The 25,139-nt window shown below is 67.7% G+C and carries 24 protein-coding genes; 7 read left to right on the top strand and 17 right to left on the bottom strand.

Features of this window, described 5'->3' with window-relative positions:
* Positions 1–204 precede the first annotated feature (204 nt).
* On the bottom strand, positions 205–1,116 hold the full coding sequence (locus I0Q12_RS28345; protein ID WP_231611615.1) for a hypothetical protein: 912 nt from the start codon (positions 1,114–1,116) through the stop codon (positions 205–207).
* Positions 1,117–1,257: 141 nt separating this feature from the next.
* Here I0Q12_RS28345 and I0Q12_RS28350 point away from each other — a divergent pair, with 141 nt between their 5' ends.
* Positions 1,258–2,529 carry an amidohydrolase family protein gene (locus tag I0Q12_RS28350; RefSeq protein ID WP_197256885.1) on the top strand — a complete coding sequence of 424 codons (1,272 nt, stop codon included), beginning with the start codon at positions 1,258–1,260 and terminating at the stop codon, positions 2,527–2,529.
* Between the two features lie 66 nt (positions 2,530–2,595).
* Here the strand turns inward: I0Q12_RS28350 and I0Q12_RS28355 are convergent, their stop codons facing one another.
* The 7 genes from I0Q12_RS28355 to I0Q12_RS28385 all read right to left on the bottom strand — a co-directional run bounded on the left by I0Q12_RS28355 (position 2,596) and on the right by I0Q12_RS28385 (position 9,612).
* A complete protein-coding gene (locus I0Q12_RS28355) occupies positions 2,596–3,354 on the bottom strand; it encodes a maleylpyruvate isomerase family mycothiol-dependent enzyme (RefSeq protein WP_197256893.1) in 759 nt (252 codons plus the stop codon).
* A 32-nt stretch (positions 3,355–3,386) separates the two neighbouring features.
* Positions 3,387–5,135, bottom strand: coding sequence for a cholesterol oxidase substrate-binding domain-containing protein (locus I0Q12_RS28360; protein ID WP_197256895.1), 1,749 nt, complete (start codon positions 5,133–5,135; stop codon positions 3,387–3,389).
* A gap of 92 nt (positions 5,136–5,227) precedes the next feature.
* Positions 5,228–6,037: a metal-dependent hydrolase gene (locus I0Q12_RS28365; RefSeq protein ID WP_197256897.1), complete on the bottom strand. Its 810-nt coding sequence runs from the start codon at positions 6,035–6,037 to the stop codon at positions 5,228–5,230.
* Between the two features lie 130 nt (positions 6,038–6,167).
* Positions 6,168–6,641 (bottom strand): Dps family protein, encoded by a 474-nt coding sequence (locus I0Q12_RS28370; protein ID WP_197256899.1) that lies wholly within the window; start codon positions 6,639–6,641, stop codon positions 6,168–6,170.
* A gap of 200 nt (positions 6,642–6,841) precedes the next feature.
* A complete protein-coding gene (locus I0Q12_RS28375) occupies positions 6,842–8,302 on the bottom strand; it encodes a catalase (protein ID WP_197256902.1) in 1,461 nt (486 codons plus the stop codon).
* Positions 8,303–8,378: 76 nt separating this feature from the next.
* Positions 8,379–8,804 carry a Fur family transcriptional regulator gene (locus tag I0Q12_RS28380; protein WP_197256904.1) on the bottom strand — a complete coding sequence of 142 codons (426 nt, stop codon included), beginning with the start codon at positions 8,802–8,804 and terminating at the stop codon, positions 8,379–8,381.
* Positions 8,805–8,835: 31 nt separating this feature from the next.
* Positions 8,836–9,612, bottom strand: coding sequence for a methyltransferase domain-containing protein (locus I0Q12_RS28385; RefSeq protein ID WP_197256906.1), 777 nt, complete (start codon positions 9,610–9,612; stop codon positions 8,836–8,838).
* A 347-nt stretch (positions 9,613–9,959) separates the two neighbouring features.
* On the opposite strand from I0Q12_RS28385, the gene trpS reads away from it, so the two are divergent.
* The gene (gene trpS, locus I0Q12_RS28390) at positions 9,960–11,000 is read left to right on the top strand and encodes a tryptophan--tRNA ligase (RefSeq protein WP_197256908.1); all 1,041 of its coding nucleotides are present in this window, start codon (positions 9,960–9,962) and stop codon (positions 10,998–11,000) included.
* 184 nt (positions 11,001–11,184) lie between these two features.
* Positions 11,185–11,982, top strand: a complete 798-nt coding sequence (locus I0Q12_RS28395; protein ID WP_197256910.1) for a DUF5602 domain-containing protein — start codon at positions 11,185–11,187, stop codon at positions 11,980–11,982.
* 72 nt (positions 11,983–12,054) lie between these two features.
* On the opposite strand, the gene I0Q12_RS28400 is transcribed toward I0Q12_RS28395, so the two are convergent.
* From I0Q12_RS28400 to I0Q12_RS28430, 7 genes are all read right to left on the bottom strand, one after another.
* Positions 12,055–12,681, bottom strand: coding sequence for an acetoacetate decarboxylase family protein (locus I0Q12_RS28400; protein WP_231611637.1), 627 nt, complete (start codon positions 12,679–12,681; stop codon positions 12,055–12,057).
* Positions 12,665–14,380 (bottom strand): FAD-dependent oxidoreductase, encoded by a 1,716-nt coding sequence (locus I0Q12_RS28405; protein WP_197256913.1) that lies wholly within the window; start codon positions 14,378–14,380, stop codon positions 12,665–12,667. Before I0Q12_RS28405 ends, I0Q12_RS28400 begins: the two co-directional genes overlap by 17 nt.
* Positions 14,377–15,882: an NAD(P)/FAD-dependent oxidoreductase gene (locus I0Q12_RS28410; RefSeq protein ID WP_197256915.1), complete on the bottom strand. Its 1,506-nt coding sequence runs from the start codon at positions 15,880–15,882 to the stop codon at positions 14,377–14,379. The genes I0Q12_RS28405 and I0Q12_RS28410 overlap by 4 nt, the downstream gene beginning before the upstream one ends.
* Positions 15,879–16,454, bottom strand: a complete 576-nt coding sequence (locus I0Q12_RS28415; RefSeq protein WP_197256917.1) for a TetR/AcrR family transcriptional regulator — start codon at positions 16,452–16,454, stop codon at positions 15,879–15,881. Before I0Q12_RS28415 ends, I0Q12_RS28410 begins: the two co-directional genes overlap by 4 nt.
* 75 nt (positions 16,455–16,529) lie before the next feature.
* Positions 16,530–16,982 carry a GNAT family N-acetyltransferase gene (locus tag I0Q12_RS28420; protein ID WP_231611616.1) on the bottom strand — a complete coding sequence of 151 codons (453 nt, stop codon included), beginning with the start codon at positions 16,980–16,982 and terminating at the stop codon, positions 16,530–16,532.
* An 83-nt stretch (positions 16,983–17,065) separates the two neighbouring features.
* Positions 17,066–18,097: an aspartate-semialdehyde dehydrogenase gene (locus tag I0Q12_RS28425; protein ID WP_197256928.1), complete on the bottom strand. Its 1,032-nt coding sequence runs from the start codon at positions 18,095–18,097 to the stop codon at positions 17,066–17,068.
* A gap of 2 nt (positions 18,098–18,099) precedes the next feature.
* On the bottom strand, positions 18,100–19,365 hold the full coding sequence (locus I0Q12_RS28430; protein ID WP_197256930.1) for an aspartate kinase: 1,266 nt from the start codon (positions 19,363–19,365) through the stop codon (positions 18,100–18,102).
* A gap of 175 nt (positions 19,366–19,540) precedes the next feature.
* Here I0Q12_RS28430 and I0Q12_RS28435 point away from each other — a divergent pair, with 175 nt between their 5' ends.
* Positions 19,541–19,942, top strand: a complete 402-nt coding sequence (locus I0Q12_RS28435) for a TIGR03668 family PPOX class F420-dependent oxidoreductase (protein ID WP_197256932.1) — start codon at positions 19,541–19,543, stop codon at positions 19,940–19,942.
* A gap of 556 nt (positions 19,943–20,498) precedes the next feature.
* A complete protein-coding gene (locus I0Q12_RS28440; RefSeq protein WP_197256934.1) occupies positions 20,499–20,768 on the top strand; it encodes a WGxxGxxG family protein in 270 nt (89 codons plus the stop codon).
* Between the two features lie 91 nt (positions 20,769–20,859).
* Here the strand turns inward: I0Q12_RS28440 and I0Q12_RS28445 are convergent, their stop codons facing one another.
* Both I0Q12_RS28445 and I0Q12_RS28450 read right to left on the bottom strand, forming a co-directional pair.
* The gene (locus I0Q12_RS28445) at positions 20,860–21,051 is read right to left on the bottom strand and encodes a YegP family protein (RefSeq protein ID WP_197256936.1); all 192 of its coding nucleotides are present in this window, start codon (positions 21,049–21,051) and stop codon (positions 20,860–20,862) included.
* 147 nt (positions 21,052–21,198) lie between these two features.
* Entirely contained in the window at positions 21,199–21,531 is a 333-nt protein-coding gene (locus I0Q12_RS28450) for an Lsr2 family protein (RefSeq protein ID WP_197256938.1), read from the bottom strand.
* A gap of 990 nt (positions 21,532–22,521) precedes the next feature.
* Between I0Q12_RS28450 and leuA the strand changes: the two genes are divergently transcribed.
* Both leuA and I0Q12_RS28460 read left to right on the top strand, forming a co-directional pair.
* The gene (leuA, locus tag I0Q12_RS28455) at positions 22,522–24,330 is read left to right on the top strand and encodes a 2-isopropylmalate synthase (protein ID WP_197256940.1); all 1,809 of its coding nucleotides are present in this window, start codon (positions 22,522–22,524) and stop codon (positions 24,328–24,330) included.
* A 152-nt stretch (positions 24,331–24,482) separates the two neighbouring features.
* Entirely contained in the window at positions 24,483–24,857 is a 375-nt protein-coding gene (locus I0Q12_RS28460; protein WP_197256942.1) for an SHOCT domain-containing protein, read from the top strand.
* Positions 24,858–25,139 lie beyond the last annotated feature (282 nt).

A 25,139-nucleotide genomic window follows, 5' to 3' on the forward strand; every position in this document is an offset into this window, starting at 1 on the left:
GGCTTTTCGGGGTGGCCGGAACAGTCGTCGGCCCGTTCTGGTTCGTCGAGGTTGAAGTCACCTCGCAGACGCTGCTCCCCCGCGCTTGGACCGGACCGGGTCGAACGCTTGGATGCGTGAAATTCGATGCGCCCCTGCCGAGTGCGCACAAATTGTTGCGACGCGCCGACGCGACGCGACAAGTTGTGCACACTCGAACGGCGCCTACGGGCGCTGCAGTGTCACCGTGATCAGCGCGAGCACCCGCTCGTCGTCACCGGCGTCGACGAGACGGATGTCGATCACGCTGTGGTCGGGGGCGTCGCGCAGCACGGTGCCGTACGAGCGCGCCGGGCCGGACCGCACCTGGGACAGGTAGCGGACGAGCATGTCGGTGGCGACGAGTCCGGGTCGCATCGCGTGGGCGGCGGCCTCGGCGAGCAGGGCCTGTGCGCCGCCCTGGATGGTGCCGATCTGGTTGATGACGAACACGCTCCGGTCGAGTTCGAGGATGCCGGCCGCCGCGTCGACGACGCGCAAATCGAGGCGTTCGTAGATGTCGCCGTCGATTTCGCGGTCCGGGTGAGCGCGCACCTTGCCAACCCACTGTTCGGGTGTGTAGAGGTCCGCGTGGGCTGCCGCGTGCCGGGGCAGCCGCGCGAAGGTGACGAGCCCGCGCGCCACGAGGGTCGGTCCGCCGGGTTCGTCCGCCGCGCCGGCGTCGATCTCGCGTGCGAAACCGGCGATGTCCTGGCGACCGTGACCGTCGTAGACGTCCGCCGAGACGACGACCGTCTTCTTGCCGGTACGGACGAGGTTGGCGTCGACGAACAGCGGGCCGTCCTTCGGCGTGCTCACGGCGTGCAGGGACAGGTCCTGCGTTGCGGTCCAGTCGCCGGCCCCGGCGACGAGCGCGGGGTCGGAGGTCACGATGTCGACGGCGGTGACCAGGAAGCCCAGAGCCGGCCCGCCGGCCGGGGAGCGCACCTTGTCGGTGAGGTTCGCGCGGATCACCGAGCGGCGCTCGTCGAGCAGGAGGGTGTTCAGTCCGAAGTCCGCGGTGAACGTGCGCGCCCCCGACAGGATGAGCTCGGACAGATCCTCCGAGAAGTCGACGGAAATGGCGTTCTCTTTCATATCGGCATCATGACAGAGGTTCTGCCTGCCGTGTTGGCGTCCCTTCGCGGCGGATCGAAATCTGGATTCTCAGTTCTGAAAGTAATATTCTCACAGGAGCGAGTGCCGCCGGACAGCTCTGTTCCGCACGAGAGGATTCCGATGAACATTGACGACATGGTGATGATCAGCATCGACGACCACGTGGTCGAACCGCCCGATCTCTTCGAGAAATACTTCCCCAAGAGCCTCAAGGACCAGGCACCGAAGCTGACCGCCAACCCGCGAAATCCCGACGTGCAGGCGTGGATGTTCCAGGGCGTCGTGGTCGGGAGCTCGGGACTCAACGCGGTCGCGTCGTGGCCCAAGGAGGAATGGGGCATGGACCCCACCGGCTACGCCGAGATGCGGCCGGGCATCTACGACATGAGTCTGCGCGTGCGCGACATGGACGCCAACGGCACCCTCGCTGCGACCCTGTTCGCCACGTTCCCCGGATTCGCGGGCACGCACCTGGCGAGTCTGCCGGACAAGAAGCTGTCGCTCGCGGCGTGCAAGGCGTTCAACGACTGGGTGGTCGGCGAGGTCCCGAGCACCTACCCCGGCCGCTTCATCCCGCTCGGAATCATTCCGTTCTTCGACGTCGACGAATCGGTCAAGGAGATCGAGCGCCTCGACGCGATGGGTGTCCGTTCGATCAGCATTCCCGAGACCCCGTACGGCGTCGGCGAAGGCTATCCGCCGTTCAAGTCGGGCTACTGGGATCCGATCTTCAAGGCGTGCGCCGACCGCAACATCGTGCTGAGTCTGCACATCGGTGGCGGCATCAACCTCGTCAAGCGCGCCGAGGGCTTCGACCTCGACGACATGATGATCCTGACGCCGCTCATCTCGACGATCGCCGCGACCGACGTCATGCTCAGCGGTGCGCTCAAGAAGTTCCCCGACCTGAAGTTCGCGATGAGCGAGGGCGGTGTCGGCTGGGTTCCGCCGTGGCTCGACCGGCTCGAGCGGCACGTCACCAACCAGGAATGGACCGGGCGGACCTTCCTGCCCAAGGGCGTGACCCCGACCGACGCGTGGCGCAAGAACTTCCTGGCCTGCTACATCACCGAGCCGAGTGCGCTGAGCAACCGCGACCGTCTCGGCATCGACACGATCGCCTGGGAATGCGACTACCCACACTCGGATTCGACGTGGCCGCGGTCGCCCGAGATGCTGATGGAGGAGCTGAAGGCGTCGAACTGCACCGACGAGGAGATCAACAAGATCACGCACGAGAACGTCGCGCGCTTCTTCGGCTGGGATCCGTTCAAGCACATCCCGCGTGAGGAGGCCACCGTCGGCGCGCTGCGCGCCAAGGCGACCGACGTCGACGTCAGCGAGACCTCCAAGCACGAGTACCGCCGTCGCTACGAGCTCGCGAACTCGTAGGCTGCCGCTGGTGTGCCTTTGTGGCGGCCAGGGGCGCCAGAAAGGCACACCGGCAGCGAAGCTGCACTACACGGTCACGGCGCTTCGCCAGCGCTCGAGGATCGCGCGGTCCCCGAACACCTCGAGCCCGGCGGAATCCACCCGGTTCCACAGCAGAAGCAACAGATCCGACGCGGAACCACGCACCGCGACATCACCTTTCGCGTGCGTATGTTCGACGGTCACGGCGTCGGCACCCAGCACGATCAACCACTCGCCGAGTCCCTCGCCGAGATCCGGGTCGGTCGCGTGCAGGTGGACCGTCTCCCCACCACGACGCAGTTCGCCGGTGCCGCGGTGCGGGATGATCACCTCGAACAACTCGTCGACACCGTCGACGGCCAGGGCCGCATCGATCGGCGTGGGCGCACCGACCGCCGACTCGCCGTCGACACGGTGCAGTGCGGTTTCGACCGCCATGCGCCGGACCCAGAACGCGGAATGCCGCGGCCCGTCCCAGGTCTCGACCGTCTGCTCGGGGTCGGCGGCATCCTGCGCCGCGAGCAGCTCGTCGAGGCCGCGCCGCACCCAGTCCACGAGACTCTCGGAGCCCGGCGGCTGTTCGATCTCGGTGACATTCCCCGTCGCTCCGCTCGCCCCGACTTCACCACCAGCGGTCGTCAGCCACGCCGCCGCGCGACGGTGCACCCGGCCGACGTGCCCCACCAGCCGTTCGACGGTCCAGCCCGGGCAGGTCGGAACCGGCCGATCGAAGTGTCCGTCGGCGACGTGGAGCAGCCGGTCGGTGTCGGCGCGCAGCAACGCCGCGTATTCGGGACGAGTCATTGCCCGATCATGCCTCAGAGAACGAATTCGACTCAGGGAAACAGCCGGTCGAGGAATTCGTTGCCGAAGACGCGGTGCGGATCGTGCCGGTCGAACACCTCGAGAGCGCCGTCCCAGCCGGCCTTCGACGACAGTCCGGTGCGGTACATGGCCGGGATGGTCTCACCGAGGAACTCCGCATGGCGGTAGCCGCCCTCCTCGTCGAACGCCCAGCCCTTGGACCATTCGGAACGGAAGGTCGCGTAGTCACCGGAGTAGTGGTCCGCCATCCACTGCTCCATCTCCCGGAAGAACGCCGGCATCCCGGCCGTGCCAGGAAGCGAGACCACGTTCATCCAGATCGCGGTGTCCCAGTCCGGCCGGTCGGGCCGCGGCCTCACCGGCGACAGGTTCGGGGCGCCCGCCGAGTCGACGAGAACCTCGGACTGGTCGTCGACGGTGCACAGCCGCACCTCGAACGGGCCGTTGACCGGGTACTGGCCGAGCGAGGCGAAGTGGGTCATGCGTTCGTGCAGCCACGTGGTGAACTCGTTGATGACGCGCGCGATGTTCTCGCGACGGGTCACCACGACACCACCACCGGCGACGACCCGCAGCGTGGTGTGCCGCAGGTAGAACAACAGGTCCTTCGACCAGCCCCACAGGTCGTTGGTGCCGGTCGCGACGAGTCCTGCCGCGACAGCCCCGAACTGGCCTGCCCCGAACGCCGGGGTGGCGGACTGGAGACCGCTCGCGACCTGACCGAGCGGGGTGGTCACGGCCTCCGGGATCGTATCGGTGAAGAAGTAGTTGTAGGGACCGGACACCTCGCGGGACCCGGCCGGCTTCTCCGGGCTGACGGACCAGATCTTCAGCCACGGCGTTTCGGTGAACGGGAACCAGATCGCCTCGACGCGTCCGCTCTCCTCGACGAACCGCTCGAACGTGCGGCCGGGCGAACCGGCCGGGGCGAACAGTTCCTGCCACGGCACGTCGGTGAAGCTCTGGCAACGCAACCGGTAGTTCGCGCCGGCCTGCAGGGTCACCGACGTGACGAAGCTGCGGCCGACGTGGGCGAGCAACGCGGTGATGTCGGCGTCGGACCGCTGGAAGGTGCGCACCTCGTAGGCGCCGGATGCGGAGTTCCACACGACGGCGTCGAGCGCGACCACGAGGTTCGACAGGGAGCCGAACGACTGCCCCGGGATCGCCTTCTCCCCCGCCGCCGGGTAGGTCGCACCGTGGGCACCGATGGACAGGGCGCCGGCGATGGTGATGTCACCGATGGCAGGCGAATTCGCCCATCCCAGTCCCTCGTGCTCGAGGGCGGTCAGGATCGACTCGATGCTCGCCCCGGCACCGGCGGTGACGGTCGCGGGGGTGCCGGAGGGGTCGACGGTCACGGAGTTCAGGTGCGCCATCGTGTCGATGAGCACGATCTTCTCGACGCTGCCTCCCGGTACCACGGTCAGGGGGCTCCAGCTGTGCATGGTGCCCCGCGGGCGGACGCGGTAGCCGTGGGCGTGCGCCCAGTTCGCGATGCGCGCGACGTCCTGGGGATCGCGGGCCGTCGCGGTCCACACGGCGTCGAAGCGGATGGTCTTGGCCCAGTTCTCGAAGCGCTGCTGGGCGAGCGGGATGTCGGCCGGGAAGTCGGGCGGTGCCGGGATGGTCGCCCGCGGGTCGCCGAGGGGCACGGCACCGGCGGGGCTCCAGCCGAGGCCGGTCAGCGCTGCTGCTCCTGCGGCGGCGCCGAGGAATCCACGTCGGCTGAGGCTGATGGCCGGTGCGCTGTCGCTCACGTCGTCGAGCTCCGATCTGAGGTGGGGATAGAAAGATCAGAGCCAAAATAGAACAAGTTCAGTTCCGATACCAGCGGCCCCGAAAATGTCCCTCAGAACGCGAGCCCGGAAGCTTCCAGCGCCCCCTGGATGTATTCGGGCGCACCGTCGATCGACCAGATCGCAAATCCCACCGCCGCCAGTGTCAGGCCGGGCCCGAGAATCCCCACCTCGAACGGACCACCGGCGCGGATCGCGACGACCCGCGGCATCTTGAACTCCCACCAGCGCTCACCGCGCCACGGCAGGAACGGTGCCAGGAACGGGATGCCCTCCTTCGTGATGGCGTCGCCGAGGCAGTGCGTCGCACAGCCCAGCGTCACCGCCACCCCGAGACCGACGGAACCGACCTCCCCGGGAAACCACGTCCACGTCAGCACCGACAGGATGGCAGCGGTCGCAGTGACCGCGAGCCAGCCGTTCCGCTTCGCCCATCCCCCGAACAGTCCCCGCAGCGCCAGTCCGAGGGTGACGAACAGGACCGCGACGATCGCCTCGCGCCCGAACCGCGCGACGAGCGCGGACACCCCGACCCCGAGCAGTCCGGCGAACAGCGCGGTGTGGGTCAGGGTGCGGTGCCCGCCGCGGCGCTTGCGGTCCCGGCGACCCTTGGTGAGGTTGTAGTAGCCGACCGAGACCCGGTCGATGCCACCGGCGACGGCCTGGCTCACCGGGCCGAACGACCGGGCGACCGTCGACTGTGCGGTGTCGAGGTCGGGCAGCAGCGCCGCGCCGGCGCACACCCCCGCGAACGCGAACGTCTCGGCGGTGGACGTCGGCCCACCCCAGTCCTGCGGCAGCACGTCGGCGACGAGCAACCCGACGAGCGCGCCGGAAACCGCGTGGGTGGGACCCATCACCATGACAGAGAACACCTTTCGAGAGCGCAGGCAGAAGAACCCGGCCCGACGCCGTGGCATCGGTCCGGGTTCCAACCTAGCAATGACTCCCGACACATCCGTCACACAGTTGTTCGAACGGACGGGTGATGGATCAGGCGAGCTGCGCCTGCCACATCCAGTGCAGCTGCTCGAGCCGAGCGGTCTGCCCGATGAGCAGGTCCTGCGTCACCGGATCGGCATCCGCGGTGGAGTCGATCCGGTGACGCAGCCGCGAGACGACGGCGGCGATGTTGTCGACGATCGCCGCGACGACCTCCTCGCCCTTGGTCCAGTCGTTGCCGAACCCCTTCGTGCCCGATTCGCGCGCCACCGTGGCGGCGCGGCCGTCCGGGGCGACACCGATGGCGGTGAGTCGTTCGGCCGCCTGGTCCGCGAAATCACGTGCGACTGTTACCAACTCGTCGAGTGCGAGGTGGATGCTGCGGAACTGGGGTCCGACGACCGTCCAGTGTGCCTGCTTGCCGATCAGGCTCAGGTCGACGAGGTCGACCAGGGCGGCCTGCAGAGCGTCCGCGGCGACGTCGCGGCGTGCCGGATCGAGTGTGCTGGTGATGGGGCTGTTCATCTTGCCACTCCTTTCGAGGGCTTCGGGGATTCCCCCGAAGCGGTGAGCACGTACGTGGTGGATGTGGAGATCGGTGCCGGCGGGGCGGATGATGGAGGCAACCGCTCGCATCGCGAAGGAGGCCGACGATGGAATCCTTGATCGTCTTCGCTCTCGCCGTTCTCGTCTACTGGTGGGGCCTGCTCTGATCCGGCGTCCGGTCAGCCGCGGCCGGCCCGGACACCCTCCTCGACCTTCTTGCCGAGGTCGGCGTCGACACTCCGCCAGTAGTCGAAGATCCGCTCGTACAAGGACTCCGAGGTTCCGCCGAGGATGTGGCCGACGATGTTGTCGACCAGGCGCTCCCGCGCGGCGTCGTCGAGAACCTCGCGTACGAGCGTCCCCGCCTGCGCGAAGTCGTCGTCCTCGGCGTGCCGGACGTATCCGGCGCGGATCGCCTCGGTGCCGAACTCCCACAGGCCGTCGTCACCGGCCCGCTGCGGGTCGGCGTGCGGTCCACCGAAGCTGTTCGGTGCGTACACCGGCGTCGCCGGGTCGTTGAACGAGAACGCCATGTTTCCGTCCTGCGAGTACGAGCGCACCTCGTTGCGCGCCGCATTCACCGGCAGCTGCGCGTGGTTGGCGCCGATGCGGTAGCGGTGCGCGTCGGCGTAGGAGAACACGCGGCCGAGCAGCATCTTGTCGGGCGAGAAGCCGATACCCGGCACGATGTTCGACGGCGCGAACGCGGCCTGCTCGATCTCCGCGAAGAAGTTGCGCGGGTTGCGGTTCAGCGTCCAGGTGCCGACCTCGATGAGCGGGTAGTCCTTCTGCGACCACACCTTCGTCAGGTCGAACGGGTTGAAGCGGTACGCCTCGGCCTCGGCGACCGGCATGACCTGCACCTTCAGCGTCCAGCTGGGGTACTCGCCGCGCTCGATCGCGTTGTAGAGATCGGCCCGATGGTAGTCCGGATCGGTTCCGGCGAGGGTGTCCGCCTCGGCCTGGGTGAGGAACTCGATCCCCTGGTCGGTCTTGAAGTGGTACTTGACCCAGAAGCGCTCACCGGCGGCGTTGATCCACTGGTAGGTGTGCGAACCGAACCCGTCCATGTGCCGCCAGGTCTTCGGAATACCGCGGTCGCCCATCAGCCACGTCACCTGGTGTGCGGTTTCCGGCCGCAGTGTCCAGAAGTCCCACTGCATCGTGTGGTCGCGCAGGCCCGAGCCGGGCAGGCGCTTCTGCGAGTGGATGAAGTCGGGGAACTTGATCGGATCCTTGATGAAGAAGACCGGCGTGTTGTTCCCGACCAGGTCGTAGTTGCCGTCTTCGGTGTAGAACTTGACCGCGAAGCCGCGCGGGTCGCGCCACGTGTCCGGGCTGCCCTGCTCACCGGCGACGGTCGAGAAACGCACGAGCGATTCGGTTTTCGCGCCCGGCTGGAACAGCTTGGCGTTGGTGTAGGCGCTGACGTCACCGGTGACGACGAGCTCACCGAACGCACCGCCGCCCTTGGCGTGGACGACCCGCTCGGGCACCCGCTCCCGGTTGAAGTGCGCGAGCTTCTCGATGAGGTAGTGGTCGTGCAGCAGAATCGGGCCCTGGGTACCGGCGGTCAGCGATTCGTCGTCGCTGCCGATCGGGTTTCCCACGTTGTTGGTGGTGAAGGGTGCGTTGGTCATGCTGATCTCCTGATGCATTGTGCGCGTAGATCTTCTCGGTCCGGGGGCGCGATACCATCCTGGCCGACGGGGTGGACTAACGGCAGTCGGGACACAGTCCCCAGAACGTGATCTCGGCCTCGTCGACGGCGAATCCGCGTGCGTCCGAGGGAGCGAGACAGGGGGCCGCGCCGACCACACAATCGACGTCGACGACCGTGCCGCAGTTGCGGCACACGAGGTGGTGATGGTTGTCGCCGGTTCGGGCTTCGAACCGCGCCGGCGAGCCGGCCGGCTCTATCCGGCGGAGCAATCCCGCACTCACACAGGCTTTCAGCACATCGTAGATCGCCTGGGTGGACACGGAACCGAGTTCGCGGCGCACGGCTGCGGCCACCTCGTCGGCATCGGAATGCGGATGTGCGGCAACCATTCCGAGTACCGCGACGCGCGGAGCGGTCACTCGGAGCCCCACCGAGCGCAACTGCTCGCGAGGGTCGAAGTTCTCGTCCGTTCGTTCCATGACTACGAGTATGCCCCTTTTCTGGAATTAGTCAAGAAAAGGGGCGCTTCGCCCGTGTGCCTTTGTGGCGGTCGGAGGCGCCACAAAGGCACACGGGCGGCTGAGCCGCACGGCAGACCAGCATGCGGTCGGCGCCCTTCTGGAAGCGGTAGTCGACCTCGACGACTTCACCGGCGATGTTCCGTCCCCGAAGCTCCGCGAGCAGCTCGTCCAGGCGCGGATAGAGAACCGACGATCCCGAGGCCACGAGCGGAAAGATCCGCACCTCGCCGCTGGCGACGCGCACGAGTTCGACGATCGCGTCGACGTGGAAGGCGTGGTCGAGGCGGTCGGAATAGCTGAACAGCAGGTGTGAACTGAGTACGAGGTCGAAGCTATCGTCCGCGAACGGCAGGGACGGCAAGCGCCCGGCGACGTAGTGCTGCGGGTGCCGGCTCATGTCGGCGGCGAACTTCCGGACCGCGTGCTGCCGGACGCGCCGGTGCTCGTCCGGGTCGGCGAAGAACGTCCAGTCGTACTCGTCGGCGTGAGCGCGGACGTATCGGTCACCGCGGTCGGTCTCGGCTGCCGCGACGGCGGCCAGTTCTTCCGCTCCGTTACCGAAATAGGCCGTGTCACATGCAGTTACATCGCCGCCGCGGTCGTTCACCTCGCCGGTGAACCCGGCCGCACCTCCAGGGCAGTCCAAGATCCGTCGGAACAGGTCATCGGCGGTGAGGCCGAACATCGCCCGGTACTCGTCCAGCGAACGGGAACTGATCAGCATCTCTCCGATACCGCCGGCCGGAACAGGATCGTCGTGGGTCATGGGTGGTTCCTCTCGAATCGAGGCCACCTCACCGGACGTGCCGCCACCGTCCAGGAAGCGAGCGTGATCGACCGCGGAAGAGGCGGCCGGAAAGCACAGTCGACGGGCCGCTAGGAGTACGGCCACCAGCGCTGCGTCACGGTAATCACCGCTCCATTGGAGCACGGCGAGAGATGGTTCGGCAATCGGCCGAACTGCTACGCTGGCCGGGTGATCGTAATCCGACAGGCATGGTGGTGGCTGCGCCGGCAGCCCAATTGACCATGTCCGCGGGCTGTACGCAGCCCGCGATCGTCGTCCGACCAGATCGAGGTTCGTGCAGCCCCTGACCATTTCAGGAGCAGTACATGACTTCCCTTGCCACCAGCGTCGAACGCAGCGAGACTCTCCGCACCGCCGTCGCCGCGAACCCTGGTCGATATCGGGTTCTTACCGGTGAAAGACCAACGGGCCCATTGCATCTGGGACACTACTTCGGCACCGTCGCCGAGCGTGTGCGTCTGCACGACTCGGGCGTGGACACCTTCGTCGTCCTCGCGGACTACCAGGTCGTCACCGACCGCGATGCCATCGGCCGGGTCCGGGACAACGTCTACAGCGCAGTCCTGGACTATCTGGCCGCCGGGATCGACCCCGATCGGGCCACGATCTTCACCCACTCCGCGGTGCCGGCACTGAACCAGCTGATGCTGCCGTTCCTGAGCCTGGTCACCGAAGCCGAACTGCACCGCAACCCGACCGTCAAGGCCGAGCATGCCGCCTCGGGCCGCGCGCTCAGCGGCCTGCTGTTGACGTATCCGGTGCACCAGGCCGCCGACATCCTGTTCTGCAAGGGCAATCTGGTCCCGGTCGGAAAGGACAACGTGCCCCATGTAGAACTGACCCGGGTGATCGCCCGGCGGTTCAACGACCGCTACGGGGCGGTGTTTCCGGAGCCGCAGGCGCTGCTCACCTCCAGCCCGGAAGTACCCGGCCTGGACGGACGGAAGATGTCCAAGTCGTACGGCAACGCGATCACGTTGTCGATGACCGCCGACGAGACAGCCGCGGTGATCCGCAAGGCCCCGACCGATTCGGATCGGCGGATCACCTTCGACCCCGTCGCCCGCCCCGGGGTCTCGGCGCTGCTGACCACTACGGCGCTGTGCACGGGCAGCGACGAGCACGAGATCGCCGACACGATCGGCGACGCCGGGGCCGGAGCACTGAAGAAGATCGCCACGGAGGCCGTCAACGACTTCCTTGCCGCACACCGTCGTCGGCGCGACGACCTCGCCGGGAACCCGGACCACGTCCACGCAGTCCTGCGGGAGGGTAACCGACGCGCCTGCGAGATCGCCGAGCAGACACTCGCCGAGGTACGAACCGCGATGGGAACGATGTACTGATGCGACCGGCCACCCCTCGCCGCGGTCGCCGGGGATCGGGTTGCCGCGACACTCGGATGCCGAGGCCCGGACGCACTCGGAACACCCGACGATCACGAATCGATCTACCGCGCCCGCGCCCGCCCGACGCGCAGTTAGTATCCGAAACGACGGATACCCCCGCGTCGGAAATCGAGGGCTGTACATGGTGATTCGACCCTGCGCGCGCCTGCTCGCCGTGATCGCCGCCGCAGGGTGCCTCGGATTGTTCGTGACTCCCGCGACCGCGGCCGGTGGGGGCATTTCCGGCCTGGTCGAGGGCCCCACGCGTCCCGTCGGGGCGGGCAACGCCCGCGCGTACGTCACCCTCGACGACGACGGCACGCCGGCCACGATCGGGGTCAGGCTCGACGCGGCCACGCTCGACGAACTGCCCGACGGCCTGCTGCCGACCACCGAGGAGTACGTGCTCGAGCTGCCCGAGCAGGCGAAGGCCACGCCGTTCGACCACGTCACCGTCGACTGGAATTCGCACGGCCACAACCCCGAGCACGGTTTCGACGTGCCGCACTTCGACGTGCATTTCTATCTGCTCGACAGTGCCACGGTGTCCACGATCGACCCGTTCGTCCCCGGCTACGTCCAGGCAGCCACCACCCTGCCGGACCCGAGATACCTGCCCGCGGGCTACGCACCGAGCGGGGATCCGCTGATGTCGACGGTTCCGCGCATGGGACTGCACTGGGTCGACACCGCCGAATCGGGACACCACCTCACTGAGACGGTGTTGTACGGCACGTGGAACGGACGGCAGGGGTTCGTCGAACCGATGATGAGCCGCGACTGGCTCGCCTCCCGGCCGCTGTTGCACGAGCAGCTGCCGCAGCCCGAGGCATACCAGCGCACCGGCCTCTACCCCACCACGTACGCGGTGTGGTGGGACGAGGCGGCCCGGACGTACACGATCGAACTCGGTGGACTGACAATGCGCGAGGCGTCGTAGGGGTCCGCCGACGGGAAGACAGCCGCGCGCGGTCGCCCACGCGCGGCTGTCTCCTGCCTCCGCCGATCCGCGCTACCGACCCGGCCCCGTACTCATCCGACCCCGTGTGATGACGATGCCGTGATGGGTTCCGGCCCGCAGCCACCGGTCGAGCGTCGGACCGCCGGCCTGCACCTCCACCCGGGCGTACCGGAAGCGGCCGCGCAGCTTGGCCGTCGCCCGCAACAGTCCCCCGCCGTCGAGGGGCTGCGCGAACGTCAGCCCCCCGGCGATGGGCAGCTCGGGGCCCTTGGGCGATGCCGTGGTCGTCACCTTCCACGACTCACCCGTCGCCGAGAACGTCCGGGTGACGTCGCCGGCGAACTCCGCAAGCACCTTCGGCAGATGCCAGTGGGTCCGGCCGCCGTGCACCGACGGCTCCGAGTCGACGGCGATGAACGGCACCGCCATCGACGGAATCACGCCCGGTCGCAGCACCGGGCTGGCCAGGATCTCCCGGTAGGGTCCGACCGGCGACTCGAGGTAGTCCACCATCATCGCGAGGGTGAACGGCAGCGTCGTCCCGCCCGGCCCGAACTGCGCCGCGTCGGGGGTACTGCGGTGCCACCACAGGGTCGCGCGCACGGCCGCCGGCCAGGGCGGCGGGGGCGAGACCGGCCAGTCCTCCCGGTCCGTGCTGCTCTCAGGCACGCTCCACAGCATGTGCGGGTTCCTCTCGGCGGACGGTGGGTACGGGCAGCAGCAGCGCGGCCGGAGCGTCGGCGGGCACCGCCGGCCGGACCGGCGCCACCGGCGCCACAGGCACGTAGCCCTCCCCGAGCGCGGGGCGGGTGTCGGCTTCACCCTTGTTGGGCCACAGGGCCATCGCGCGTTCGGCCTGCGCGGTGATGGTGAGCGAGGGGTTCACACCCAGGTTCGCGCTGACCGCCGAGCCGTCGACGACGTGCAGCCCCGGATGGCCGTACGCGCGCAGGTACGGGTCGACGACGCCGGTGTCCGCCGAGTCGCCGATGACGCAGCCACCGAGGAAGTGGGCGGTCATCGGAATGTTCACCAGATCGGCGATCGAGCCTCCCGCATCACCGTCGAGCTTGTCCGCGACCCGCCGGATCGCCTCGTGCCCCACCGGGATCCACTCCGGCGGCGGTTCGCCCGGTCCGGGCTTGCTCGTCACACCGCGACCGAACGGGCTTCGGCGGCTGCGCAATTCGAGCGAGTTGTCGTCGGTCTGCATGACGAGCGCGATCACGGTGCGTTCGGACCAGTGCCGCACCGACAGACTGCGGAAGAACGCGCCCGGGTTGCGGGCGGCGACACCGAAGAACTTCACCAGTCGCGGGGCGCGACCGCCGCCGTCGGTGAGCAGTGCCTGCAGCAGGCCGATGGCGTTGCTGCCCTTGCCGTATCGGACCGGCTCGATGTGCGTGTGGTCGTCCGGGTGGAACGACGACGTGATCGCCACGCCGCGGGTGTAGTCGATCGTGGTGTCCTGCGCGGACGCGGCGAGCACCGCCTCCGAGTTGGTGCGCACGACCGTGCCGAGGCGGGGCGACAGGTTCGGCAGCGCACCGGTCTCCTGCATCGCGAGCAGCAACCGCGCGGTGCCGTACGTGCCGGCCGCGACGACGACCTGATCTGCGGTGAAGACCTTGCGGCGCTTACGGATCCGGTTGGTGCTCTTCGTGTGGATCTCGTAGCCGCCACCCTCCCGCGGACGCACCTCGGTGACGGTCGTGAGCGGATGGACGGTCGCACCGGCCTTCTCGGCGAGGTACAGGTAGTTCTTGACGAGGGTGTTCTTGGCCCCGACCCGGCAGCCGGTCATGCACCCACCGCATTCGGTGCAGCCGGTGCGCTCGGGTCCGGCACCGCCGAAGAACGGATCCGGCACGGTCTCGCCGGGCGTTCCGAAGAACACGCCGACCGGCGTGGTCGTGAAGGTCTCACCGACACCCATGTCCTCGGCGACCGAGCGCATCACCTCGTCGGCGGGAGTGGTCGACGGATTGGGGCGGACTCCGAGCATCTTCGCGGCCTGGTCGTAGTACGGGCCGAGTTCGGCTTCCCAGTCGGTGATGTGCCCCCACTGGGGATCCCGGAAGAACGCCGACGGTGGCCGGTAGAGCGTGTTGGCGTAGTTGAGCGATCCTCCGCCGACCCCTGCGCCGGCCATCACCAGCACGTCGGGCAGCAGGTGGATGCGCTGGACGCCGTAGCAGCCGAGGGCCGGTGCCCACAGGTACTTGCGCAGCCGCCAGCTGGTCTTCGGCAGCTCGTCGTCGCTGAACCGCCGCCCGGCCTCGAGGACACCGACGCGGTAGCCCTTCTCGGTCAACCGCAGTGCCGAGACGCTGCCACCGAAGCCCGAGCCGATCACGAGCACGTCGTAATGGGTCATGCGTTCACCTGCTCGGCGGCGGGGCGCGCCACGTAGTTCTCGGAGTCGAAACGCCGGGTCGCCTGCCGGAACTTCCAGGTGAAGGTCGGCCACATCACGGAGTTGCGGCCCTTGCGGTCCAGGTACCAGCTCTGGCATCCGCCCGCGTTCCAGATCGTATCGGCGAGCATCGGATCCAGTCCGGAGTTGTAGCGTCGCTGCGCGCCGTCGGTCACCTCGACGGAGCTCAGCCGTCGGGTGCGCATCGTGCGGATCGCGTCGGCGATGTAGGTGGCCTGTGATTCGAGCATGTACACGATGGAGCTGTGGCCGAGGTTGGTGTTCGGTCCGTACATGAGGAACAGGTTCGGGAACCCGTGCACCGCCGTGCCGAGGTGCGCGGACGGACTGCCGTTCCACGTCTCGGCGAGGGTGCGTCCGCCGGTACCCCGAATGTGCTGGGCCACAGGAGGTTCGGTCGGCGTGAAGCCGGTGCCGAAGATGATCGCGTCGACCTCGTACTCGTTGCCCTTGTCGTCGACGACGGCGTTCTCGGTGACCGCGGTGAGACCGGAGGCGACCACGGTGACATCGGGCCGAGTGATCGCGGGGAACCAGTCGTTGGACAACAGGATCCGCTTGCACATGATCCGGAAGTTCGGCTCGAGCTTCGCGCGCAGCTCGGGATCGGCGACCTGCTTCGCGAGGATGGACCGCGCCCGGCGTTCGAACAGCGGCACGATCCACTTGCGCGCGAACGGCTTGGTCATCCCGACCACGTAGGTTTCCTTCTGGCCGTAGACGGCCGCACGGACCAGCCTCTGTGCCGCCGGGACCCGGCGATAGAGCGCTTTGACCGGAGCCGCGATCGTGTGGTCGTGCTTGGGCATGACCCACGAGGCGGTCCGCTGGAAGAGGGTGAGGTGCGCGACCTTGTCGACGATGGCGGGAACGAACTGGATCGCCGATGCTCCGGTACCGATCACGGCGACCCGCTTGCCGGTCAGGTCGTAGTCGTGGTTCCACTCGGCGGAGTGGAACATGGTGCCGCCGAACAGCTCCAGTCCCGGAACCTTCGGCAGGGTCGGAGTGGACAGGGCACCGGTGGCGGCGACGAGGACGTCGGCGGTCAAGTCACCTTTGGAGGTCGACACGAGCCAGCTCCCCCGCGCGTCGTCCCACTGCGCATCGCGCAGTTCGCAGTCGAACACGGTCCGGTCGGTCACTCCGGTCTCACGTGCGACGCGGCGCAGGTAGGCGTAGATCTCGGCCTGGGTGCCGTGGGCCTTCGACCAATCCGGCTCGGGCGCAAAGGAGAACGAGTACAGCGCGCTGGGCACGTCGCACGCGGCCCCGGGGTAGTTGTTCACCCGCCAGGTACCGCCGACGTCGTCCCCGCGTTCGATCACGACGACGTCCGCCTTCGGATCCTCGCGCAACAGCGTTGCGGCCATGCCGATTCCGCCGAACCCGGCGCCTACGACGAGGGTGTGCACGTGGGTGGGGAGCGTTGCCGAACTCATTTCATCACCAGCGCTTTCCAGACGGGGAGCAGCCGCTCCCGGAACTCACGATCGGATTCGGGGGTACGCATCAGGGAGGACACCGCGAAGCCGCGGGCCAGTTCGATACTCAGGTCGATGGCGTCCGGACTGATCCGGTCGCCCATGATCTCGAGGCAGCCGACGTGCAGGGCGTCGGACACCTTCCGCTCCAAGGGGATCATCGCCTCGTGCAGAGCGGGGTCGGTGCGGGCGGCGACCCACAGTTCGAGTGCCGCGTCGAACAACGGGCCGACGAACGCGTCGAACAGCGTCTCGAGCGCGCGGTCCGGTTCGGGCCGTGCCTCGAGGATCTCCGCGAGCCGTTTGTCGACGAGGTGCGCGACGGCCGCGACGACGAGCGACTCCTTGGTCGGGAAGTGGTGCAACTGGGCGCCGCGGGACACGCCGGCGCGTTTGGCGATGCCCTGCGTGCTGGTGCCCGCGTATCCCAGTTCGACGAGGGAGTCGACGGCGGCGTCGAGCAACTTGGCTCTCGTCGCCGCGGTTCGCTGGGCCTGTGTGCGGGGCACACCGGCTGTGGTGTCGGTCACGAAACCGAGAGTAACGGTAAAACTACAAACAGTCCAGACTGTTTGTAACTTTCTTTTTCCGGGCTCCGAGGACGGTCAGCCGGCCTCCCGACGCATCGGCACATGGTCGATCCCGGCCTCGAGATAGTTCGGCCCGGTCCGGCGGAAACCCCAGCGGCCGTACCACTTCTCCAGATACGCCTGCGCCGAGATCTCGATCGGACGGGGGAAGTCGCCGATCACGGCATCGATCAGCCGCGCCGCGTGACCACGCCCGCGGGCATGCTTCGCGGTGGCGACCCGCCCGATGTGGATCACCGGCCCGTCGTCGAGGACCCGCAGGGTCGCCACCACGTCGCCGTCGACCTCGGTCCAGTACAGCGTGGTGGTCGGTTCGAGATCGAGACCGTCGAGCTCGGGTTCGCAGACGATCCCCTGCTCGTAGACGAACACCTCGAGGCGTAGCCGAACTATCCGATAGAGGGTTGCCGGGTCGATGCGGTCGAGCGTTGCAGAGCGGATGGACGGCACGCTGTCAGACTGGCACATTTTCGGACCGGCGCGACGAAAAGAGCGAGTGGACCACCCCGAAGGGTGATCCACTCGCTCGAGTGCAGTGGGAGGCTACTCGCTCAGACGAGCAGCTCTGCGATCTGGATCGTGTTGAGCGCAGCGCCCTTACGCAGGTTGTCGCCCGAGACGAACAGCGCCAGACCCCGTCCGTCCGGCACGCCCGGATCCTGCCGGATGCGGCCCACGAGCGACGGGTCGTTGCCTGCGGCGGCCAGCGGCGTCGGCACGTCGACGAGCGACACACCGGGAGCGTTCGCCAGCAGTTCCTTCGCGCGCTCGACCGACAGCGGCCGCTCGAACTCGGCGTTGATCGACAGCGAGTGGCCGGTCACGACCGGGACGCGCACGCACGTGCCCGACACGAGCAGATCCGGCAGGCCCAGGATCTTGCGCGACTCGTTGCGCAGCTTCTGGTCCTCGTCGGTCTCGCCCGAGCCGTCGTCGACGAGCGAACCGGCCAGCGGCAGCACGTTGAACGCGATCGGCGCGACGTACTTCTCCGGCGCCGGGAAGTCGACGGCGCTGCCGTCGTGGACGAGCTTGTCGGCGTCGGCGATCACCGCGCGCGCCTGGCCGAGGAGCTCCTCGACGCCGGCGATGCCACTGCCGGACACGGCCTGGTAGCTCGAGACGATCAGGCGCTGCAGGCCCGCCTCGTCGTGCAGGACCTTCAGGACCGGCATCGCGGCCATCGTGGTGCAGTTCGGGTTGGCGATGATGCCCTTCGGCGGGTTCTTCGCCTGCTCGGGGTTGACCTCGCTGACGACGAGCGGGACCTCGGGGTCCTTGCGCCACGCCGACGAGTTGTCGACGACGATCGCACCGGCCGCCGCGAAGCGCGGGGCCTGCTCACGGGAGAGGGTCGCACCCGCCGAGAACAGCGCGATGTCGATGCCCTTCAGATCCTCGTCGGAGGTCGCCGCGGCGTCCTCGACCACGATCTCCTCGCCGCGGAACGGCAGCTTCTTGCCGGCCGAGCGGGCCGACGCGAAGAACCGCACCTTGTCGGCGGGGAAGTTGCGCTCCTCGAGGAGCGTGCGCATGACGATGCCGACCTGGCCGGTCGCACCTACAACAGCAATGGTGGTCATGATTACCGTCCCGTTCCGGCGTGGACGACGGCTTCTTCCTCGCCGCCGAGGTCGAACGCGGCGTGCAGGGCACGGACCGCGTCGTCGAGTTCGGTGTCGTCGACCAGCACCGAGATGCGGATCTCCGACGTGGAGATGAGATCGATGTTGATGCCGGCCGCGGCGAGCGCCTCGCAGAACTTCGCGGTCACGCCCGGGTGGCTCTTCATCCCGGCCCCGACGAGCGACACCTTGCCGATGTGATCGTCGAACAGCACCTGGGTGAAGCCGATCTCGTCCTGCTGCTTGGTCAGCAGCTCGACGGCACGCGGGCCGTCGGCCATCGGCAGGGTGAAGGTGATGTCGGTCTTGCCGGTCTCGACCTTCGAGATGTTCTGCAACACCATGTCGATGTTGATCTCGGCGTCGGCTACGGCCCGGAAGACCTTCGCCGCGTAGCCGGGGGTGTCGGGCAGGCCGACGACGGTGACCTTGGCTTCGCCGCGGTCGTGCGCGACGCCGGTGATCAGGGCCTCTTCCACGGGGATGTCCTCCATCGATCCGGACACGATCGTGCCGGGCTTGGTGGTGTACGACGAACGAACGTGCACGGGCACGTTGTAGCGGCGGGCGTACTCGACGCAACGCAGCATGAGCACCTTCGCACCGCACGCGGCGAGTTCGAGCATCTCCTCGAAGGAGACAGTGTCGAGTCGCTGCGCGTCCTTGACGATGCGCGGGTCGGCGGTGAACACACCGTCGACGTCGGTGTAGATCTCGCAGACGTCGGCGTTCAGGGCCGCCGCCAGCGCGACGGCGGTGGTGTCCGATCCGCCGCGGCCGAGCGTGGTGATGTCCTTGCTGTCCTGGCTGACGCCCTGGAAGCCCGCGACCAGGACGATGCTGCCCTCGTCGAGCGCGGCCCGGACACGACCCGGCGTGACGTCGATGATCTTGGCGTTGCCGTGGCTGCCGGTGGTGATCACACCGGCCTGCGAGCCGGTGAACGAACGGGCCTCGGCACCGAGCGAGTGGATGGCCATCGCGACGAGAGCATTGGAGATGCGCTCACCGGAGGTGAGGAGCATGTCCATCTCGCGGGCCGGCGGCACCGGGCACACCTGCTGAGCGAGGTCCAGCAACTCGTCGGTGGTGTCGCCCATGGCGGAGACGACCACGACGACGTCATTGCCCGCCTTCTTGGTCTCGACGATCCGTTCAGCGACGCGCCGGATCCGCTCGGCCGTCGCGACCGAGGATCCTCCGTACTTCTGGACGACGAGTGCCACGCTGGCGAACCTCCGGGTATTGGGTGCAAGTACCAGGAAGCGAGTCTACCGATGAGGCCCCGGACGACCCCGCTCGGGCCGTCCTGCGCCTCCGGCGCCCGTGTGCCTTTGTGGCGGTTCCGGGCGCCACTTGTGCACACCGGCGCGGAGCGCCCGGAGGGCTAGCGTGAGGTGCATGGACGCCCGCCGCCGCGTCGCTGCCGCCCGGGTGGCCCGACTCGCCACGGCGGACGGGTCCGGCACGCCGCACGTGGTCCCGATCGTGTTCGCCCTGGACGGCGACGCGATCCACACCTGCGTCGACGACAAGCCGAAGACCACCCGGCGGCTGCGGCGCCTGACCGACATCGCCGAGAATCCGCGGGTGAGCGTGCTCGTCGACCACTACAGCGACGACTGGTCGCAGCTGTGGTGGATCCGCATCGACGGCATCGCCACGGTCCACGACGCGGACACCGAGGCGGGCGCCACCGGACTCGACGCGCTGGCCCGCAAGTACCCGCAGTACCGAGAACAACGGCCACCCGGCCCGGTGATCACGATCGACCGGCTGCGCTGGCGCTCGTGGTCGGCCTGAGCCACGACGGTCGCCGGGTCCTCGACGTCGGCTCACCCGGTGATCACGGCCGCGGGTTGGTGCGGACCCACCGGCGCCGGTCGCTCTGCGTGGCCCCGGTGCAGCGACGACACAAGACGACGCCGTGCTCCCCGATCTCCGCCAGGTACAGCGCCTCGCTCCACGGCACGTGCGCGAAGCGATCCAGACGGGAACGAGAGAGCGGAACTCCGCACAAGGTTTGATTCGTGCCGGGCGTCCATGCGTGCGTGTCACCGCACGGGTACCGGATCCCGTCGCTGTCGATCCACCGACTCGATGCCGCGACCGCGTGCTCGGTTCGCTGGGCCATGAGTCCGGATTCCCACGGCCGGGTGAATTCATGCCGGCCCGGCGAAAAGTGCCGTCGGCCCCGGCCGGAAGAACACCCGGTGCCGGCCACGGCGACGATTCCGTTCCGCCGAGGGTTGTTTCGCAATGCCGCCGGATGGGAACAGGACTTCTTGTTCGACGCGGACTCCACGGTTCAGCAGGGACCGAATTTCCGTGCCACCCTTACAGATCAGGGAGAATCCCCATGCGCAAGACAATCATTGCTGTCCTCGCCGCGACCACGGTCGCCTTCACCGGTGCCGGCCTTGCCCATGCCGACACCTCCGCCCCGGCCACCGCGGCTGTTGTCGCTCAAGCCGAAAACGATCCCGACGACGGTGACAACACCGGCCTGTGGGGCCTGCTCGGCCTTGCCGGGCTGGTCGGCTTGGCCGGACTCAAGCGGCGCAACGCGCCGGCGACACCCGTTGCAGACGGCACCGTCTACGGCACCGACCCAAACCGCCGCTTGTAATCGCGCCCGACCTGTGGTCCTGCACACCGGTCGCAGGACCACAGGTCGGTCGGGCGCGACCCGGTCGTCGATATCGTCGACAGACCCCGATTCACGACTTTTTCGAGGTCAAGTCCTCCACGGGAGCCGAGGCGGCATTGGCCTTGACCGACGCAATACCGTTCTGAGCCGCTGCCTTCGAGGTGTAACCCTGGCTGGCCGCGATGATCTCGCCGTTGGCTGCTTTCAGCCGGAACCGGAAATCTCCGCCGGTGTCCTTGAAGAGCTCGAACCTGGCAGACATGACACCTCCACTGCGATGTCCACGACGGTCGCAGACCCCGTGTCACCACGGTAGGTCGCGCTCTCGAACACCGGCTGCGGAACAGCGTGATCGCCTGTGGCGCTGCGTGACTGTGCTTGCCGTCTACGGACCGACACGGAACGGAGGTCAGTGCGCCGCCGTGTACTCGTCGACGAGCGACTGCGGCATGCGTCCGCGGGCAGGGACCTCGTAACCGGCCGAGATGGCCCATTCCCGGATCTCCTTGGAAGTCGGCGAACCCGAGACGCCGGGCGGGCTTCCTCGCCGCTTGCGTCCTCCGACACGGGTGGCATTCGCCACGTAGGGCTCGATCTTCTTGCGGAAGTCCCGAGCGTTCTTCTTGTTCAGATCGATGGTGTATTCGACCCCGTCGAGTGCAAAACTTATCGTCTCTCCGTCCTCTTCCAAAGGGGTTCCGTCGATGTCGTCGAATATCTCGACAACGGTTCTTTTCGCCACAGGAAACCTCCATTTCCGGTATTCGAACGAGTCCAAAAGCAGTGTACATACCGACGGTATGAATTGTCCGAAATCATCGGAGCGCTACTCAGAAGTGTTGGCTGCTGCCGATTCCGACCGCGACGCCCTCACGTGAGCCGAAATGGATTCGGCATGCGTTGATCAACGAATCGAGCCCCGAAAAATACCGCGAGGAATCTTCCCCGAGTGACACGGCCGGGTTCCGAAAATGATCACCGAGTGGGCGCGCGTAGCGGCATGCGATCGGTCAGATCTCGTCGATCCCACCGATCGAGTAATTCCAGGCCTTCGGTCGAGCGAGATGCCGTGACCGCTCCGGACGAGGCCCAGAGAATCCGAACCTGCCGCCACAGGAGATTGCCGCGTTCGAAGCACCGAGCGCGCATCCGATCGACGCGGTGGAGCCACGACGAGTCGGTACCGGCGAAATACCCTCGGCCACATGACAATAGGCACCGACCGACCTTCCAGGTCCGGCCCGCGGAGACCGACGCGGTCGGGCCCGGAACACGATCGCCGGGCGCACGTACGGGAAGACGCACGCGAGCCACACACCGCCACCGGTGTTCGCCACAAGTCGGCAACCGGACTCCTCGGTCGGGTTCTCGACGATCATCGCGTTGCCCTTCGCCGTCCCCCGGAAACGGCCGGTTCGGGCCGAGCAGCTCGCCCGAACCGAGGAGCCCCACCGCCTCGTCGTCCGCGCAGGTGCGGGGCACGTCCAGCACCCTGCAGGGTTGTCCTTCATGTCCGGATCACCGGTTTCGGCCGCGTCCATTGTGTGAGATGGATCGCCCCCCTCTGGGCCCGACTGGGCCGGGACGAGTACACTGCCAGGCATGCAGCGCGCCCTTCTCCTCGGCCGCCGCGGCGGGATCTGACCAGACCGGCTTCCCGTCGCGGGGTTTCGACGCGCCGGTCGATATTCTGATTCGGACCCACAGGTCCACATTTTCTTTGGAGCACGTCATGTCACCCGCCGACGCATTCACTTCCGGTTCGCGCACCATCACGCCGCCGAGCAAGCCGGCTCCGGCCGACCAGCCGTCCTGGAACAAGCAGAAGAACTCCTCGATGCCGGTGTACCGGTACCTGCCGTTCGCGGAGGAGGTCGAGCCGATCTCGCTGCCCGACCGCACCTGGCCCGACAAGGTCATCGACCGTGCGCCCGCGTGGTGCGCCGTCGACCTGCGAGACGGCAACCAGGCGCTGATCGACCCGATGAGCCCCGCCCGCAAGCGCCGCATGTTCGACCTGCTGGTCCGGATGGGCTACAAGGAGATCGAGGTCGGCTTCCCCTCGGCGAGCCAGACCGACTTCGACTTCGTCCGCGAGATCATCGAGGACGGCGCGATCCCGGACGACGTGACGATCCAGGTGCTGACGCAGTCGCGGCCGGAACTGATCAAGCGGACCTTCGAGGCCTGCGCCGGCGCGCAGAACGTGATCGTCCACTTCTACAACTCGACGTCGATCCTGCAGCGCCGTGTCGTGTTCCGCGCCGACAAGGAAGCGATCAAGAAGATCGCGACGGATGCCGCCGCACTGGTGCTGGAAGAGGCGAAGAACCACCCCGACACGAACTGGCGCTGGGAGTACTCGCCCGAGTCGTACACCGGCACCGAGCTGTCGTACGCCAAGGAGGTCTGCGACGCGGTCGTCGACGTGCTGGGCGCGACCCCCGAGAACCCGGTCATCATCAACCTGCCCGCCACGGTCGAGATGGCGTCGCCGAACGTGTACGCCGACTCGATCGAGTGGATGCACCGCAACCTGGCCAAGCGCGACAGCATCATCCTGTCGCTGCACCCGCACAACGACCGCGGTGAAGGTGTCGCCGCGGCAGAGCTGGGTTACATGGCCGGCGCCGACCGCATCGAAGGCTGCCTGTTCGGCAACGGTGAGCGCACCGGCAACGTCTGCCTGGTGACCCTGGGCCTCAACCTGTTCAGCCGCGGCGTCGACCCCCAGATCGACTTCTCGAACATCGACGAGATCCGGCGCACGGTCGAGTACTGCAACCAGCTGCCGGTTCACGAGCGGCACCCGTACGGCGGCGACCTGGTCTACACGGCCTTCTCCGGAAGCCACCAGGACGCCATCAACAAGGGCATGGACCAGATGAAGGTCGACGCCGACGACGCCGATCAGGACGTCGACGACATCGTCTGGGCGGTTCCCTACCTGCCGATCGACCCGAAGGACGTCGGCCGCAGCTACGAGGCCGTGATCCGTGTCAACAGCCAGTCCGGCAAGGGTGGCGTCGCGTACATCATGAAGCACGACCACGGCCTGAACCTGCCGCGGCGTCTGCAGATCGAGTTCTCCAGCGCGGTGCAGAAGGTCACCGACGGCGAGGGCGGCGAGGTCAGCCCCAAGGAGATGTGGGACATCTTCCACGAGGAGTACCTGGCCCCGATCACGCCGCTGGAGCGGATGCGTCAGAAGGTCACCGCCTCGGAAACCGACGACGGCACCGACCGCATCGTCGCGACCGTCAAGGTCGACGGCGTCGAGAAGGAGATCGAGGGCGAGGGCAACGGCCCGCTGGCCGCGTTCGTCGACGCGCTGGAGACGATCGGTTACCGGGTCGCCGTGCGCGGGTACGCCGAGCACGCGATGTCGGCCGGTGACGACGCGAACGCCGCCGCCTACGTCGAGGCGGACGTGACCCGTCCGGACGGAACCACCAAGCTGGTCTGGGGCGTGGGCATCGCTCCGTCGATCACCACCGCATCGCTGCGCGCGGTCGTCTCGGCGGTCAACCGGGCGCACTGATTCCGCTCGCCGTTCGGCCTGCATTCGGACAAACGCGGCGGTACTCTTCGGGAAGTCTCCCGGGGGTGCCGCCGCGTTTGCTGTTTCTCCCGGCGTGACGGCTCCCCTCCGGATCGGGACTCGAGGTTCACACGGGACGAGAGGGAAGCTCCATGGATTTCTGGGACATCATCTGGTTCATCATCGTCAGCTTCGCGTTCGTCGCCTACCTGATCATGCTGTGGATGATCATCGGCGACCTGTTCCGCAATCGTGAGCAGTCCGGTTGGGTGAAGGCGATCTGGATCATCTTCCTGTTCATCTTCCCGCTGCTCACCGCGCTGGTGTACCTGATCGTCCACGGCGACGGCATGGCCAAGCGGAGCGCGCGGGAAGCCGCCGAGTTCAAGACCGCCCAGGACAACTACATCCGCGAGGTCGCGGGCAAGTCCCCCGCCGAGCACATCGCCGACGCCAAGGCGCTCCTCGACGCCGGGACCATCACCGAGGAGGAGTTCCAGGCGCTGAAGGCGAAGGCTCTCTCCTAAGGCGCCTGCGGCGCCGGTGTGCCTTTGTGGCGGTCGGAGGCGCCACAAAGGCACACCGGCGCGGAGCGCCGCTCCACGTGCCGGCACCGCCCGGGCGAGGCAATCGGCAGCTCTTCGCCCCGATCCCGGTCGTCTCGTTCTCGAGCACGGAACTCACCTCCGCCGGCCGTCGCCCCCTTGATCCCTGCGTCCGGTGCCAGGGAGCACGCGCGGCACACGCTCGCACCCGCCCACGGCCGGTCTGTGAGCGATTCCGGCCGTCCGGTCGCGGTGTGACCGCAC

The sequence above is a fragment of the Rhodococcus sp. CX genome (genome assembly GCF_015865005.1).
Classification (GTDB): Bacteria; Actinomycetota; Actinomycetes; order Mycobacteriales; family Mycobacteriaceae; genus Rhodococcus.